This is a genomic window from Sphingomonas sp., from assembly GCF_019635455.1.
GTDB lineage: Bacteria > Pseudomonadota > Alphaproteobacteria > Sphingomonadales > Sphingomonadaceae > Sphingomonas.
Genome location: NZ_JAHBZJ010000001.1, coordinates 180,807 through 194,473, shown reverse-complemented (window position 1 = coordinate 194,473; position 13,667 = coordinate 180,807). Strand labels below are relative to the sequence as shown.

The 13,667-nt window shown below is 67.5% G+C and carries 17 protein-coding genes; 8 read left to right on the top strand and 9 right to left on the bottom strand.

Features of this window, described 5'->3' with window-relative positions; translation table 11 throughout:
• Positions 1 to 92 precede the first annotated feature (92 nt).
• The 5 genes from hisF to hisB are packed head-to-tail and all read right to left on the bottom strand — an operon-like array spanning position 93 to position 3,064.
• A complete protein-coding gene (gene hisF / locus KF783_RS00975; RefSeq protein WP_294076021.1) occupies positions 93 to 860 on the bottom strand; it encodes an imidazole glycerol phosphate synthase subunit HisF in 768 nt (255 codons plus the stop codon).
• Positions 857 to 1,582, bottom strand: a complete 726-nt coding sequence (hisA, locus tag KF783_RS00970; protein WP_294076020.1) for a 1-(5-phosphoribosyl)-5-[(5-phosphoribosylamino)methylideneamino]imidazole-4-carboxamide isomerase — start codon at positions 1,580 to 1,582, stop codon at positions 857 to 859. The genes hisF and hisA overlap by 4 nt, the downstream gene beginning before the upstream one ends.
• A complete protein-coding gene (gene hisH / locus KF783_RS00965) occupies positions 1,570 to 2,169 on the bottom strand; it encodes an imidazole glycerol phosphate synthase subunit HisH (protein ID WP_294076019.1) in 600 nt (199 codons plus the stop codon). Before hisH ends, hisA begins: the two co-directional genes overlap by 13 nt.
• Positions 2,166 to 2,474, bottom strand: a complete 309-nt coding sequence (locus KF783_RS00960; RefSeq protein WP_294076018.1) for a YciI family protein — start codon at positions 2,472 to 2,474, stop codon at positions 2,166 to 2,168. Before KF783_RS00960 ends, hisH begins: the two co-directional genes overlap by 4 nt.
• Before the next feature lie 2 nt (positions 2,475 to 2,476).
• Positions 2,477 to 3,064 (bottom strand): imidazoleglycerol-phosphate dehydratase HisB, encoded by a 588-nt coding sequence (gene hisB, locus KF783_RS00955; RefSeq protein ID WP_294076017.1) that lies wholly within the window; start codon positions 3,062 to 3,064, stop codon positions 2,477 to 2,479.
• 104 nt (positions 3,065 to 3,168) lie between these two features.
• Between hisB and KF783_RS00950 the strand changes: the two genes are divergently transcribed.
• Both KF783_RS00950 and KF783_RS00945 read left to right on the top strand, forming a co-directional pair.
• Positions 3,169 to 3,654: a ClpXP protease specificity-enhancing factor SspB gene (locus KF783_RS00950; protein ID WP_294076016.1), complete on the top strand. Its 486-nt coding sequence runs from the start codon at positions 3,169 to 3,171 to the stop codon at positions 3,652 to 3,654.
• Positions 3,655 to 3,815: 161 nt separating this feature from the next.
• Positions 3,816 to 4,559: a YebC/PmpR family DNA-binding transcriptional regulator gene (locus KF783_RS00945; RefSeq protein ID WP_294076015.1), complete on the top strand. Its 744-nt coding sequence runs from the start codon at positions 3,816 to 3,818 to the stop codon at positions 4,557 to 4,559.
• Between the two features lie 32 nt (positions 4,560 to 4,591).
• Here the strand turns inward: KF783_RS00945 and KF783_RS00940 are convergent, their stop codons facing one another.
• Positions 4,592 to 5,107, bottom strand: a complete 516-nt coding sequence (locus KF783_RS00940) for a hemerythrin domain-containing protein (RefSeq protein WP_294076014.1) — start codon at positions 5,105 to 5,107, stop codon at positions 4,592 to 4,594.
• Between the two features lie 103 nt (positions 5,108 to 5,210).
• Between KF783_RS00940 and ruvC the strand changes: the two genes are divergently transcribed.
• Complete coding sequence (ruvC, locus tag KF783_RS00935) at positions 5,211 to 5,699, top strand: crossover junction endodeoxyribonuclease RuvC (RefSeq protein ID WP_294076013.1); 489 nt, start codon at positions 5,211 to 5,213, stop codon at positions 5,697 to 5,699.
• A gap of 95 nt (positions 5,700 to 5,794) precedes the next feature.
• Here the strand turns inward: ruvC and KF783_RS00930 are convergent, their stop codons facing one another.
• Positions 5,795 to 6,244: a hypothetical protein gene (locus tag KF783_RS00930; protein WP_294076012.1), complete on the bottom strand. Its 450-nt coding sequence runs from the start codon at positions 6,242 to 6,244 to the stop codon at positions 5,795 to 5,797.
• A 226-nt stretch (positions 6,245 to 6,470) separates the two neighbouring features.
• Between KF783_RS00930 and ruvA the strand changes: the two genes are divergently transcribed.
• From ruvA to KF783_RS00905, 5 genes are all read left to right on the top strand, one after another.
• Positions 6,471 to 7,067, top strand: coding sequence for a Holliday junction branch migration protein RuvA (gene ruvA / locus KF783_RS00925; RefSeq protein ID WP_294076011.1), 597 nt, complete (start codon positions 6,471 to 6,473; stop codon positions 7,065 to 7,067).
• Between the two features lie 10 nt (positions 7,068 to 7,077).
• Positions 7,078 to 7,437 (top strand): hypothetical protein, encoded by a 360-nt coding sequence (locus KF783_RS00920; RefSeq protein WP_294076010.1) that lies wholly within the window; start codon positions 7,078 to 7,080, stop codon positions 7,435 to 7,437.
• On the top strand, positions 7,434 to 7,970 hold the full coding sequence (locus KF783_RS00915; protein ID WP_294076009.1) for a DsrE family protein: 537 nt from the start codon (positions 7,434 to 7,436) through the stop codon (positions 7,968 to 7,970). The genes KF783_RS00920 and KF783_RS00915 overlap by 4 nt, the downstream gene beginning before the upstream one ends.
• Positions 7,971 to 8,785: 815 nt before the next feature.
• Complete coding sequence (ruvB, locus tag KF783_RS00910; RefSeq protein WP_294076008.1) at positions 8,786 to 9,811, top strand: Holliday junction branch migration DNA helicase RuvB; 1,026 nt, start codon at positions 8,786 to 8,788, stop codon at positions 9,809 to 9,811.
• A gap of 207 nt (positions 9,812 to 10,018) precedes the next feature.
• The gene (locus KF783_RS00905) at positions 10,019 to 10,570 is read left to right on the top strand and encodes an ECF-type sigma factor (protein WP_294076007.1); all 552 of its coding nucleotides are present in this window, start codon (positions 10,019 to 10,021) and stop codon (positions 10,568 to 10,570) included.
• On the opposite strand, the gene KF783_RS00900 is transcribed toward KF783_RS00905, so the two are convergent.
• Together KF783_RS00900 and KF783_RS00895 are read right to left on the bottom strand one after the other, a co-directional pair.
• Positions 10,567 to 13,002, bottom strand: coding sequence for a serine/threonine-protein kinase (locus tag KF783_RS00900; protein WP_294076006.1), 2,436 nt, complete (start codon positions 13,000 to 13,002; stop codon positions 10,567 to 10,569). The two genes, KF783_RS00905 and KF783_RS00900, sit on opposite strands and share 4 nt — an antisense overlap.
• 68 nt (positions 13,003 to 13,070) lie before the next feature.
• Complete coding sequence (locus KF783_RS00895) at positions 13,071 to 13,652, bottom strand: hypothetical protein (RefSeq protein ID WP_294076005.1); 582 nt, start codon at positions 13,650 to 13,652, stop codon at positions 13,071 to 13,073.
• Positions 13,653 to 13,667 lie beyond the last annotated feature (15 nt).

Sequence of the window (13,667 nt, the reverse complement as noted above, 5' to 3'; positions counted from 1 at the left end):
CCAAAGCAACATCGCGGCCAGTTCCGCCGAACGCGCGGGTTTCGGGCGCCCGACTGGTTAACGTCCCGCGCGCCGATGCGGTAACTGTCAAATTAACCGACGGTGCGCACCGGAATGCCGGCGGCGGCGAGCGCGGCATGCGCGTCGCCGATGCTCGCTTCGCCGAAATGAAAGATCGATGCGGCAAGAACCGCGCTCGCATGGCCGTCGCGGATGCCGGCGACCAGATGGTCCAGATGACCCACCCCGCCCGATGCGATGACCGGCACATCGACCTGATCGGCGATCGTGCGGACCAGGTCGAGGTCGTACCCGTCCCGCGTGCCGTCGCGGTCCATCGATGTGAGCAACAGTTCGCCCGCGCCCAGCCGGGCGAGGTTCAGCGCATGGCTGACGGCGTCGATGCCGGTCGGCCTGCGTCCGCCATGGGTGAACACTTCCCACCGCCCGGCCGCGACCCGCCGCGCGTCCACCGATGCGACGACGCACTGGCGGCCCATCCGCTCGGCAATTTCGGCGACGATCTCCGGTCGGGTGACGGCGGCGGAATTGACCGCAACCTTGTCCGCTCCGGCAAGCAGCAGCGCGCGCGCGTCGTCCACGCCCCGTACGCCGCCGCCGACGGTGAGCGGCATGAAGCACACCTCTGCGGTCCGGCGCACCACGTCCAGCATCGTCCCGCGCGCCTCATGGCTGGCGGTGATGTCCAGAAAGCAAAGCTCGTCCGCGCCCGCCGCATCATAGGCGCGCGCCTGTTCGACCGGATCGCCCGCGTCCTTGAGATCGACGAAGTTCACGCCCTTCACGACGCGGCCATTCGCCACGTCGAGACAGGGGATGACGCGCGCGCGGACGGTCATGCGGCGGCCTTCAGCGCCTCGGCCAGGTCGAGCCGTCCGTCATACAGCGCGCGGCCGGTGATGACGCCTTCGATCCCCGGTTGGCCGACCAGCGCCCGGATATCCTCAAGCCCCGCCACGCCACCGCTCGCGATCACCGGGATCGAGACTTCGGCGGCGAGCGCGACCGTGGCCTCGACATTGCACCCCTTCAGCAGGCCGTCGCGCCCGACATCGGTGAACAGAAGCGCGGCGACCCCGGCATCCTCGAACCGCTTGCCCAGCTCCGCGACCGCCACGGTCGAGACATCGGCCCATCCCTTGGTCGCGACGAAACCATCGCGGGCATCGACCGCGACGACGATCCGGCCCGGATGCGCCGCCGCCGCCGCGCGCACGAAATCGGGATCCTCCAGCGCGGCCGTGCCGATCACCACGCGATCCACCCCGATGTCGAGCCATGCCTCCACCGCCGCGCGGTTGCGGATGCCGCCGCCCAGCTGAACCTTGCCCGGAAAGCGCGCGACGATCGCCGCCACCGCGCCGCCATTGATCGATTCGCCCGCAAACGCGCCGTCCAGATCGACGACGTGCAGGTGCCGCGCACCGGCGCTGGCGAACGCCGCCGCCTGTGCCGCCGGATTCTCGCCGTAAACGGTGGCGCGGGCCATGTCTCCTTCGGCCAGCCGCACCACCTGTCCGGCTTTCAGGTCGATGGCGGGAAAGACGATCAGGGACGCCACGCAAGAAACCTTTCGAGCAACGCCAGCCCGTAACGCTGGCTCTTTTCGGGGTGGAACTGCACCCCGACGATATTGTCGCGTCCGATCGCGGCGGCGACCGGCCCGCCATGGTCGGTGGTGGCCAGCACCCCGGCGCCGGAATAGGCGAAACTGTGCAGGAAATAGGCTTCGCCCGGTGCGATCAGCGGGTGGGGAACACGGGGGACGACATCGTTCCACCCCATATGCGGCACATGCACGTCGTGCGCGGAAAGCTGGGCGACGGTGCCGTCGAGCCAGCCAAGCCCGGCATGGACGCCATGTTCCTCGCCGGTTGTCGCCAGCAGCTGCATGCCGACGCACACGCCCAGAAACGGTGCGCCGCGCCGCACGACCCGCTCTTCCATCGCCTCGACCATGCCGGGAATCGCGCGTAACCCCGCCGCGCACGCGCCGAATGCGCCGACGCCGGGCAGGACCACCCGTTCGGCGCGGGCCAGGACGTCGGGATCGGCGGTGACCGCGATCGAGGTCGCGCCCGCCGCCTTCAGCGCATTGTGGACCGAATGAAGGTTGCCCGCCCCGTAATCGATCAGCGCGACCGTCATGAAAGAAGCGGCGCGAGCGCGTCGGCGGCGAAGCTGGCGGCGATCTCCACCACCGCGAATTCGGCGACCCCGCTGGTCACGAAGGGGTCGGTCGTCGCCAGCGCCTCGACCTCGGCGCGGGTGCCGCGACATACGATCATGCCGCCGGTTCGTGGCACCTGGCGCCCGGCGAGCAGGAACAGGCCCTGTGCGAACCCCTGTTCCAGCCAGGCGACATGTGCCGCCATCTGCGCGTCCACCGCCCCGATTTCCGCGACATAGGTGAGCGTGATGACGCAGACCGGTGCGCCGCCAACCCGCGCCATGGCTACAGCGACCCCTTGGTGGAGGGGATCGCATCGGCCTTGCGCGGATCGATCTCCACCGCCTGACGCAGCGCGCGGGCCAGCCCCTTGAACGCGGCCTCGGCGATATGGTGGTTGTTGGTGCCGTACAGCGTCTCGACATGCAGGGTGACGCCGGCGGTCTGCGTAAAGCTGTGGAACCAGTGCTCGAACATCTCGGTGTCCATCTCGCCCAGCCGCTTCTGGCTGAACTGCGTCTTCCAGACGAGGAACGGGCGGCCGGAAATGTCGATCGCGACGCGGGTCAGCGTCTCGTCCATCGGGCTGAGCGCATCGGCATAGCGGCGGATGCCGCGCTTGTCGCCCAGCGCCCGGGCCACCGCCTCCCCGATCGCCAGGCCGGTATCCTCGACCGTGTGGTGCTGGTCGATATGCAGGTCGCCGACCGTCTTCACGTCCAGATCGATCAGCGAATGTCGCGACAGCTGCTCCAGCATATGGTCGAAAAAGCCGATCCCGGTGGAGATCGCATAGCTGCCGCTGCCATCCAGGTTCACGGTCACATCGACCGAGGTCTCGCTGGTCTTGCGGCTGATCGTGGCGGTGCGCATGGCCGCTCCATAGCGTCCCGTCACGCCCATGCAATGATGCGCGAACTTGGCCGCGCCCGTAACTAATCTTGACCGGCGCGAGCGGACCGTTAGGCAAGGGAGCCATGACCGGTACCGTACCTGACAGCCTGATTCCCTATGACGAGATCGTGCAGGAGGCGCTGCGCGCGGTCGTCGGTCGCGTGCTGGGGCAGGTCGCAGCCACTGGCGCGCTGCCCGGCGTGCATCATTTCTACATCACGTTTAAGACGCAGGCGGCGGGGGTAAGCATCCCCGACCGGCTCATCGAGCGTTTCCCCGACGAGATGACGATCGTCCTCCAACACCGATTCTGGGATCTGAAGGTCGATGACGAACGCTTCTCCGTGGGCCTGAGCTTCAACCAGATTCCGGCACAGCTCGACATTCCCTTTTCCGCGGTGACCGGCTTCCACGATCCGGCGGTGAATTTCGAACTGCGGTTCCAGGCCGCCGAGGATCCGGACGGTCCCGAACCCCATGACGAGGCGGAGAATGACGGTCCCCCGGTCGCCGAACCGGTCGAGGACGGATCGAATGTCGTCGCGGTGGATTTCAAGCGCAAGAAGTAGGGCGCGACCCCCCTTGCGGCCCGTCGCGCCGCTGTCCTAGAGACGCGCATCCTTTTTCAAGCTTCGGCGCCGGCCCGCTCTCCCACCGGCCACCCACAGGATACTGGCGCTGGGTAGCCGGGTGGGGAGCGGGCCGGAACCGCCCAGAACCAGAGACCAAGATGGCAGGCCATTCCAAATTCAAGAACATCATGCACCGCAAGGGCGCGCAGGATAAGAAGCGCTCCAGCATGTTCTCAAAGCTGAGCCGCGAAATCACCGTCGCGGCCAAGATGGGAACCCCCGATCCGGACATGAACCCGCGCCTGCGCGCCGCGGTGAATGCCGCCAAGGCGCAGTCGATGCCCAAGGACAATATCGCCCGCGCGATCGACAAGGCGAGCAAGGGGGATACCGAGAATTACGAGGAAATCCGCTATGAGGGCTTTGGCCCCGGCGGCGTCGCGCTCATCATCGAGGCGCTGACCGACAATCGCAACCGCACGGCCACCAATGTCCGCACCGCGGTGAGCAAGAATGGCGGCAACCTCGGCACCGCCGGTTCGGTCAGCCACGGCTTCGACCGGGTGGGGCTGATCAATTATCCGGCCGGCGCGGGCGACGCCGAAAAGGTGTTCGAGGCGGCGCTCGAAGCCGGCGCGGAAGATGTGACGTCGAGTGAGGACGGACACGAAATCTGGACCGCCGCCGATTCGCTGCACGAAGTCGCCGGCGCGCTCGAGCAGGCGCTGGGCGAGGCGGAGGGCGCGAAACTCGCCTGGCGTCCGCAGGTGATGGTCGAGGTCGATGAAAACGACGCCGCGACGCTGTTCAAGCTGATCGACACGCTCGACGACGATGACGACGTCCAGACCGTGTGGGGCAATTACGAGGTTTCGGACGAGGTGATGGAAAAGCTGGGCTGAGCTTTTCCGCCGGCGCGATCGGGGACTGCGGGTTACGCCGCTTCGGCGCCGCCCTTGTCGATCCCCAGCAATTCGCGCACCCGCCAGCCATCCGCCGCCCAGTTGATATCGGTCAGGTTGCGGCCCGCATCGACTTCCGGCGCGTCGGCGAGGAGCGGGAAGAGTTCGGTTTCCTCGCGCGTCATCCGCTCGTCCATCTCGGCGGTGCGCATGCGCACGGCGGCGGCGTAGCTGCGCCAGTCGGTCGATGCCATTTCCGGCGGAAACCTGCGCGTATGGTTCGCAAAGCGTTCGTAATCGGCCACGGTCGATGTGGCGAAGCGGTCGGCGGTTTCGCGCGCCGTCGGATCGGGATGCAGCCGCAGCCGGGGAAAGACCAGGCGATCCTTCATCGTCAACGTTCGCAGCAAGGTGCGGGTGAAGCGCCAGCGCGCGTCGTTGAGAATCTCCGTCGCCGGGCCGGCAAGTTGTCGCGCGAACGCGGCCATTTCCGCGTTGCAGGCGCGCAACCGCCGGTGTTCGGCGAAAAACACTTCCAGATTGGACACGTCGCTCCCCTTATTTCGATGTCCGTCATAATGGGTATGGGGTTAAGAGAAGCTTCCCGCGCCCGCTGGTCTTGGCCGCGCCAACCGATTAGGAACCCGCGCCATGATCCTGCTCGGCCTCGACCCCGGACTTGGCACGACCGGCTGGGGCCTGATCCACGCCGAGGGCAACCGCCTGTCGCACCTCGCCAACGGGCGGCTGCGAACCGACAGCGCGGCGCCGCTGCCGCGCCGGCTCGCGCACCTGGACATGCAGCTTGTCGCGCTGATCGCCGACCGCGCGCCCGATGCGGCGGCGGTGGAGGAGGTGTTCGTCAACGCCAACCCGCAATCGACGCTGAAGCTGGGGCAGGCGCGGGGCGTCGTCATCTGCGCCGCCGCGCGCGCCGGCCTTGAGGTCGGCGAATATGCCGCGCGGCTGGTCAAAAAGGCGGTGGTCGGCACCGGCAATGCCGAAAAGGCGCAGGTGCATGCCATGGTCGCGCGCCTGCTGCCCGGCGTGAAGATCGACGGACCCGACGCCGCCGATGCGCTGGCGGTCGCGATCTGCCACGCGCATCATCTCGCCAGCGCGCGCGGGCTGCAACGCTGACCCGTTATCCAGGGCCGCAACGGGATCATGATCCCGGCGGCGCATCGGTGCCGGGTCGGCTTTGACCGGCCACAGCGGCCCGGCGGCGCCGATGGTCAGGCGGCGCGCGCCGTCACCGCTCGGTCGTCGTCATTCGCTGGGGGTGGAACCCGGCGCGTTCGCCGCCCCCGTCGCGCCGTCCGCACGCGTGGCCGTGACAGGCGCGCGCCGATCCATCCCCCGATGCCGCGCAGCCGCAGCGATCCGGCGGTGAGGATCGCGACCATGATCGCGTCGATCGCCGTGGTGAACTCGGCACTTGCCGCCAATGCCATCAGGTCGGGCGCGTACATGCTCGCGAGCCGCAACCCCTCTTCCTCCATGATCCAGAACAGCAGCGCGCCGAACAGGACCGCACCGCCCAGCACGATCACCTGCCCGCGCGTGAACCGACCGAGCCAGCGCGCGGGCCGCTCGACCAGAATCGCGCGCATCACCGATCCGGTCCGCGTCGGGCCGGCAATCACCAGCGCCGCCCAGACCAGCACCATCGTCATCGCCAGCATCGCATTTCCCCTTCGCCCGAACAGATGGGGCGGCCCCGCGCCTGGCCAAGGGGACGCGCGCGCCTTTTCGCTTCCCTAGCCGGCGACGTTCTGCTTATGTACCGTCGATGCCGACCGACCGACCGAGTTCACCCGCGATGCGCGCGCGTCCCCCGGCTTCCACACGCCCGGGCAGGGGGTATCGACGCGATGGGATCGTCCCGTTCGGCCAGCGGAATGCCGCGCCATGATCGCGCATCTCAGCGGAAATCTGGCTTCGACCGGGATCGACCATGCGGTGATCGACGTGAACGGGGTCGGCTATCTGGTCGGCGCTTCGGCGAAGACGCTGGCCGCGCTCGGCGAGCTCGGCGCGTTTGTCACCGTTCACACCGAAATGCTGGTGGCTGAGGATTCGATCCGCCTGATGGGCTTTGCCAGCGCAGGGGAGCGTGACTGGTTCCGCCTGCTCACCGGTGTGCAGGGGGTGGGGGCAAAGGTCGCGCTGGCGATTCTCTCGATCCTGTCGCCGGACGAGGTGCAGACGGCGATCGCGCGCGCCGACGCGGCGATGATCGCGCGCGCCAACGGCGTCGGGCCGAAACTGGCCCAGCGCATCGTCAACGAACTGAAGGACAAGGCCGGCGGGATCGCGCTTGGCGGCGGGGCGGGCGCGATGGCACCGGCCAGCGGCGCGGCGAACGATGCGGTGTCCGCACTGCTCAATCTGGGCTTCAAACCTGCCGAGGCGAGCGCGGCGGTGAACGCCGCAAATGACGAATTGGGCGCCGGCGCCACCCTTGACGCGCTGGTGCGACTGGCACTGCGAAAGGCAGCGAAATGAAGGGTGCGCGATGAACAGTTCAGAGCAACAGATCCTGACCTTGCTGGGGGATGCCGTTCAAAACATGTCTAGCCTTATCGAGAATCTCGGCGATCGAGTTGAGATGCTGGAGGGGGTCATGCAGACGTTGCAGGAACCCCTCGTTGGCACCATCGCGAGTGCGGGCGTGTCGAATATCTTTTCCGGCATGCTTCTGGCGGAGCTGGCTGATGGGGATCATCGTCGGTTCGACGAATTGATGGCACGAACTGCGACATTCGCAGAGGCGACCGCCGGTGGTCTGGATGAGCCGACCAAGACGGTGCTGCTCGAAAGCCTCGATACGATCGTGGGTATCGCGGACGACCATTTCGCGCGGGGGCAGCGGTGACTCGGCGCCTTACGCTGCTCGCCGCGCTGCTCGCCACGCCCGTGGCTGCGCAGACCGATGGGTTCCGCACCGGTCCGGTGTTCGCCGATTTCGGCAAGACCGCGCCCGTCCAGTCGGACCTGCCGATCCCGCCCGGAACCGTGTTCAAGGTCGCGTTCGACCTGTCCGATGCCGCCGCCCCGGGGGAGGTGAATCGCGGGCTGGACAGCGTCGCGCGCTTCATCAACATGCATGCCGCCGCCGGCGTGCCGCTCAAGGACATTCATGTCGCGGTCGTCGTCCATGGCAAGGCGGGGTTCGATCTCGCCAATGCGGCCGCCTATGCCCGGAAATATGGCGGCGCGACCAATGCCAGCGCGAAACTGGTCGCGCAGCTGATCGACAAGGGCGCCGACATCTATCTGTGCGGCCAGAGCGCCGCCGCGCTCGGCATCGGCAAGGATCAGGTGCTGCCGGGCGTCAAGCTCTCCCTCTCCGCAATGACTGCACACGCGCTGCTCCAGCAACGCGGCTACACACTGAACCCGTTTTGAGGATGATCCACGCGCCTCATTGGTCCACCCTGCTGGCGCGCAGGAAGGCAATGAAGTGAGGATTGGGCTGTGCTGAGGCTTTATAACTTACCCGGACGAATCCTAGCTAAGCTAAACTACCTTTTTCCAGACAAGGGAAAGGTAGTGTCGAGCGAACGACAGCGCGACAGCACCTTTGCGCACTTTGTCTTCAGCACGGTGATCTACGGTGCAATTGTACTGATCGTTATGTCGAAAATGTAAGCTGGATCGAAAAGCGAAATGTGGCAACCGTGGATTGGTTCATCATACGCGAGCCGACGACTGCTGATCCTTGGTGAGAGTTGTTACCTCCTCGAAGGCGCGGACGGTTTGCTTAGCGAACCGGCGAATGATCATCCACACCGCTATGTAGGGTTTGCCATCGAAAGCGAAGATTATCGCTATCGTTTTTACCGAACTATCGCGCGAGCGTTAATAGGCAAAGAGGATTTGAGCGAAGGCGATTGGGCGACAGCGTGGAAAAGTGTAGCTCACACAAACTATGTGCCCACAGCTGTTGCAGGGCGCAGTCGCGCCCGACCCTCGCCTGAGCAATGGAACGACGCCAGCGCAGCATGGCCTGCTTTGATGGAAATGCTGCGCCCATCGAATGTCATAGTGCTGGGGCTGACGATGTGGGAAAGGATGCCGCCTACAGTCCGGCGGTTCGACCGATTCAATCACGACTATAAGCTACTCGATGGCTCTCTGGTCAAATGTCGAGCGGTGCGACATCCCTCCGCCGGATTGTCGTGGAATGATTTGAGGCAAGCCGTGCACGAGTTGGAAACTAGATGACCGACGACGACCGTATCCTCTCCGCCGTCCGCCGACCCGAGGACGTGGACGCGGCGCTGCGTCCGAAATCGCTCGACGAATTCGTCGGCCAGCGCGCGGCGCGCGACAATCTGCGCGTGTTCATCGACGCGGCGAAGGGGCGGGGCGATGCGCTCGACCATGTCCTGTTCTTTGGCCCGCCCGGCCTTGGCAAGACGACGCTGGCGCAGATCATCGCGCGCGAGATGGGCGTGGGGTTCCGCGCCACGTCCGGCCCGGTCATCGCCAAGTCCGGGGACCTTGCCGCGCTGCTCACCAATCTTGAGGATGGCGACGTCCTGTTCATCGACGAGATTCACCGCCTCAATCCCGCAGTCGAGGAGGTCTTGTATCCGGCGATGGAGGACCGCGCGCTCGATCTGATGATCGGCGAAGGCCCGTCAGCGCGCAGCGTCCGGATCGATCTGCCGCGCTTCACCCTGGTCGGGGCGACCACGCGCCAGGGGTTGCTCACCACCCCGCTGCGCGACCGGTTCGGTATTCCCGTGCGCCTGCAATTCTACACGGTGGACGAGTTGCAGCGCGTGGTCACCCGCGCCGCCGGACTGCTCGACCTGGCCATTGCCGATGACGGCGCTGCGGAGATCGCCCGCCGCTCGCGGGGGACCCCGCGCATCGCCGGCCGCCTGCTCCGCCGGGTCCGCGATTTCGCCAATGTGCTGGGCGAACCGGTGGTGCATGCCCGTGCCGCCGACGCCGCGCTCAACCGGCTGGAGGTCGATGCGCTTGGGCTCGACGCGATGGATCGCCGCTACCTCATGATGATCGCCGACGTCTATCGCGGCGGCCCGGTCGGCGTCGAAACGCTCGCCGCCGGCCTGTCCGAACCGCGCGACACGATCGAGGAGGTGATCGAACCCTATCTGATCCAGATCGGTATGATCGCCCGTACCGCGCGCGGCCGGTGCCTGAATGCGGCGGGGTGGAAGCATCTGGGCCTCAACCCGCCGGCTGGATCGCAGGACGGGCTGTTCGACGGCTGATCTGCGCGCCTGAGGGGCAGGCGACGCGCCGTGAAGGGTCGGTCTCGGGTGGGGCCTCGGCGATGTGCTGCGGCGAACGCGGTCGCGCCCCGCCGGTCCGGCATCGCCGCAGTCCGCCCTTGCCGTACCGGGCGGGGTGGCGGGTGCGGCGCGGATCGACTAGGTTCGCGCCGGGCATCATGTCCCGGGTTTCGATGCAGGCAGGCGATGGCATTGGAAAGCAGGCCGGAGGTGCAGGCGGGGTTCCCCGGCGGGGCGGACACGCTGGTATCCACCCTCTATGCCGAATTGCGCGCGATCGCCCGGCGGGAGCATTTCCGTGCCGGGGGTGGGCAGACGCTCCAGACCACGGCGCTGATTTCCGAAGCCTATGTGAAGCTGAAGCGGCGTGACGCCTGGGAGAGCGAGTCGCATTTTCTGGGCTGTGCGGCGACCGCGATCCGGCACATCCTGATCGACGCGGCGCGTGCGCGGATCGCGGCGAAGCGGGGCGGCGGTGAGCTTCCGCTTTCCGAACAGGCCGTCTCGATCCCCGGCACGCCGCCTCCGGACCGCGATATCGTCCGGCTGGGAGAGGCGCTGAAGGACCTGGCGGAGATCGACCCCAACCTCGCCCGGCTGATCGATTGCCGTTTCTTTGCGGGGCTGACCGAAGAGGAAACCGCCGCCGTCCTTGGCGTGAGCGCGCGCACGGTTCGCCGCTGGTGGATGCAGGCGCGCGCCTGGGTACATCGCGAGATGGAAGCGGATCGCGCCTAACGGATCGCCGCGATCCGCGCGCGCAGCGCGGGCAGGGATTTGAGGTAGGAATCGCCCGGCGCCCCCAGCGCCCGGAACATCGCCTCCGCACGGTCCGCCTCGCGCGCGGCATCGGCCGCCCGCCCCTGCTTGAGGCGTAGCACGGCGCGGGTGCGGGCGAGGATCGCGGGCGGAAGGGCGCTCGCCGGCATCGCACCGACGATCGGCGTGAGCTGGGTGAGCAGCGCCTCCGCCGCCGCGGTGTCGCCCAGTTCGGCCGACGCCTCGGCCAGGCCGATCCCGATGATGACCGATGGCACCGCCGCCGGCCCCAGCTTGTCGATCGCGATCGGCCGCGCTTCGGCCAGCGCCGTCCGCGCCGCCGCATGATCGCCCAGCGCCAGCTGCGCCCGGCCGAATTGCAGCAGATCGACGGCAAGCCCGGCGGATTTGCCGAAGACCGCGCGACGCTGGTCGGCGACGCGCCGAAAGATCGCGGCGGCGCGCCGGTTCTCCCCCAGCTTCATCAGGCGCACGCCCTTCAGCTGTTCGATGCCCAGACCCTGCACGCTCGCGCGCTGCCCGGTGCGGGCCATGATCGCATCGGCCTCGGCAAAGACCGGCGGCATTTCGTCCAGCCGGTTGGCCTCGACCATATAGACCAGCAGGTTGTTGTATCGGGTCAGCAGTTCGCGATGATCCTCGGCATAGACCATGCCGGCTTCGGGAAGGCTCGATCGCAGCAGGGCGATCGCCTTGTCATACTCCCCCTCGCGCCGGGCCAGCTGCGCGCGTGCGCTGACGCTTTCCAGCCGCTGCTTGCGGAACCGGGCGGGATCGGTCGCGAACACCGCGTCGGCGGCATCGAGCAGCGGCGCCATGTCGGCGATGCGGCCCAGCGCGGCGGCGGTGGAGGCGAGCCGCAGCTTCAGCTCGGCGGTCGAGACGGGATCGTCGCGTCCGATCCCCTTTGCCAGCGCCTGGGCCAACAGCCCGTCGGCGCCGGTGACATCCTCCAGATTGACGTACAGATCCGACAGGGTGGTGATGAGCGTCGCCGATCGCGCGCTGTGATCGACCGAGGCGACAAGCTGGGCCGCGGTCTGGTCCAGCATCTGCTTGACGGTCGCATTGTCGCCGGCGTCGCTGCTCGCGGTATCGCGGAACATCACGGTCAGCATGCGCACGATCGCTTCGGAGCGGCGCGCTTCGGCCCGGGCCACGTCGCGCTCGATCGCGGTCTGACGCGCCTGCCACAGCACCCCGCCGGTGCCGATGAACATTGCCAACAGCGCGGCGACGGCGGCGGTGACGGCGCCGCGATGCCGGCGCACGAAGCGGCCGAGCAGATAGCCGGTCGATCCGGCGCGCGCCGACACCGTTTGCAGGGCCAGGTGCCGGCGGACATCCTCTGCCAGGGCGGACGCGCTGGGGTAACGATCCTGTGGCGATCGCCGCATCGCCTTCAGCACGATCGCATCGATGTCGCCGGCCACGGCCCGGGCGGCGAAGGGCTGGTCCGCACCGACCACGCTGCTGGGCAGCGGCGGATCGTCATTCAGGATGCGGCGGATCACGCTTGGCAGCGTCGCTTGATCGCCGCGCCATGGCCCGCGCCCCGTCACCAGTTCGAACAGCACCGCGCCCAGCGCGTAGATGTCGGTCGCGACGGTCGCCGGCTCGTTGCCCAACTGCTCCGGCGCGGCATAGTCGGGGGTCATCAGCGCCGCGGTCATCCGCGCCACCCCCTGATCGTCGAGCAGATGCGCGATTCCGAAATCGAGCAGGCGCACGCGGCCATCGGCATCGACCAGCATGTTGGACGGTTTCAGGTCGCGATGGACGATCAGCTTGCCATGCGCATAGCCGACCGCCTCACAGATATCGCAGAAGAAACGCAGCCGCGTCGCCAGATCGGCGCGATGGGCGTTGCACCAGATGTCGATCGGCTGGCCGACGACATATTCCATTGCCATATAGGGTCGCCCGTCCGGGGCGATGCCGCCATCGATCAGCCGCGCGATACCGGGATGTTCCAGCCCGGCGAGCAAGCGGCGCTCGCGGTCGAACAGGTCGGCGCGCCCGACCGCTTCCGGGCGGAGCAGCTTGATCGCCACCTGTTGCTCGAACCCCGCTTCGCGGCGGTGTGCGACATAGACCTCGCCCATGCCGCCGCGTCCGATCAGCCGGTCGATCGCAAAGATCCCGACCTGATCGCCCGGCTGGAGTGAACTGTAGCCGGGCGCTTCCGCCGGCCGTTCGAGCGTCGGCGGGGTGCCGTCCAGGATGCCGTCTTCACGCACGGCGGTGAGCAGCGAGCGCACCTGTTCAGCGACCGCTTCGTCCGCGATCGCCGCCAGCCGTCGCGTCTGTTCGGCGGGGGGGCGATCGACCAGATCGCCGAACAGGGCCTGGATGCGCGACCATTGATCGCGGGTAACGCGGTTCGTCATCATCCCCCCGGTGCCGCGCGGCGCGGTGTGGTGAAGCTAGCGCGGGGCGGCTGGCGACGCCATCCCGGTCATGCGCCCAGCCGCTTGGCGACCGCGATGCCGTGATCCTTTGCGGCCGGACCGCGCGGCATGTTGATAATCGCGAACTTGTCCTCGCCGATGAACACGTTCAGCGATTTCGTCGCATCGACCCAGAACGCAGCCTTGCCCAGTCCGTTCAGCGTCTCGACCGATCCGCCAAATGCCTTCAGTGTCTGTTGCAGCCCGTTGCGGGTGAGATTGATCGCGCCTTCATTATTGTCGGCGATCGGGGACCAGCGCAGCATCACCGTGGCCTGTTCGCCGCCGTCCAGCGTATAGGTGCATTCCGATGTGGCGGCGGTGGTGCCGTCGCTTTCGCTGACCATGCCGAGCGCGGTTTCGCTGACGCTCTTTCCGACGATCGCCGCCATCGCCGCCTTGTCGATCACCGCGCAGGCGTCGAGCGCGTTCCAGCCGGCGGGGGGCGTCGCGCCGCCACCGCCGGCCACGGCGGCGGGTGCCGCGCCATTGTCCGCCGTCGCGGGTGTGGAGCCGCTGCCACCGCCGCCGCATCCGGCGAGGAGGATCGAACCGGTCGCGAGCGCAGTCAGGATCGTTGCCGTCTTCATGTCATTCTTCCTGTG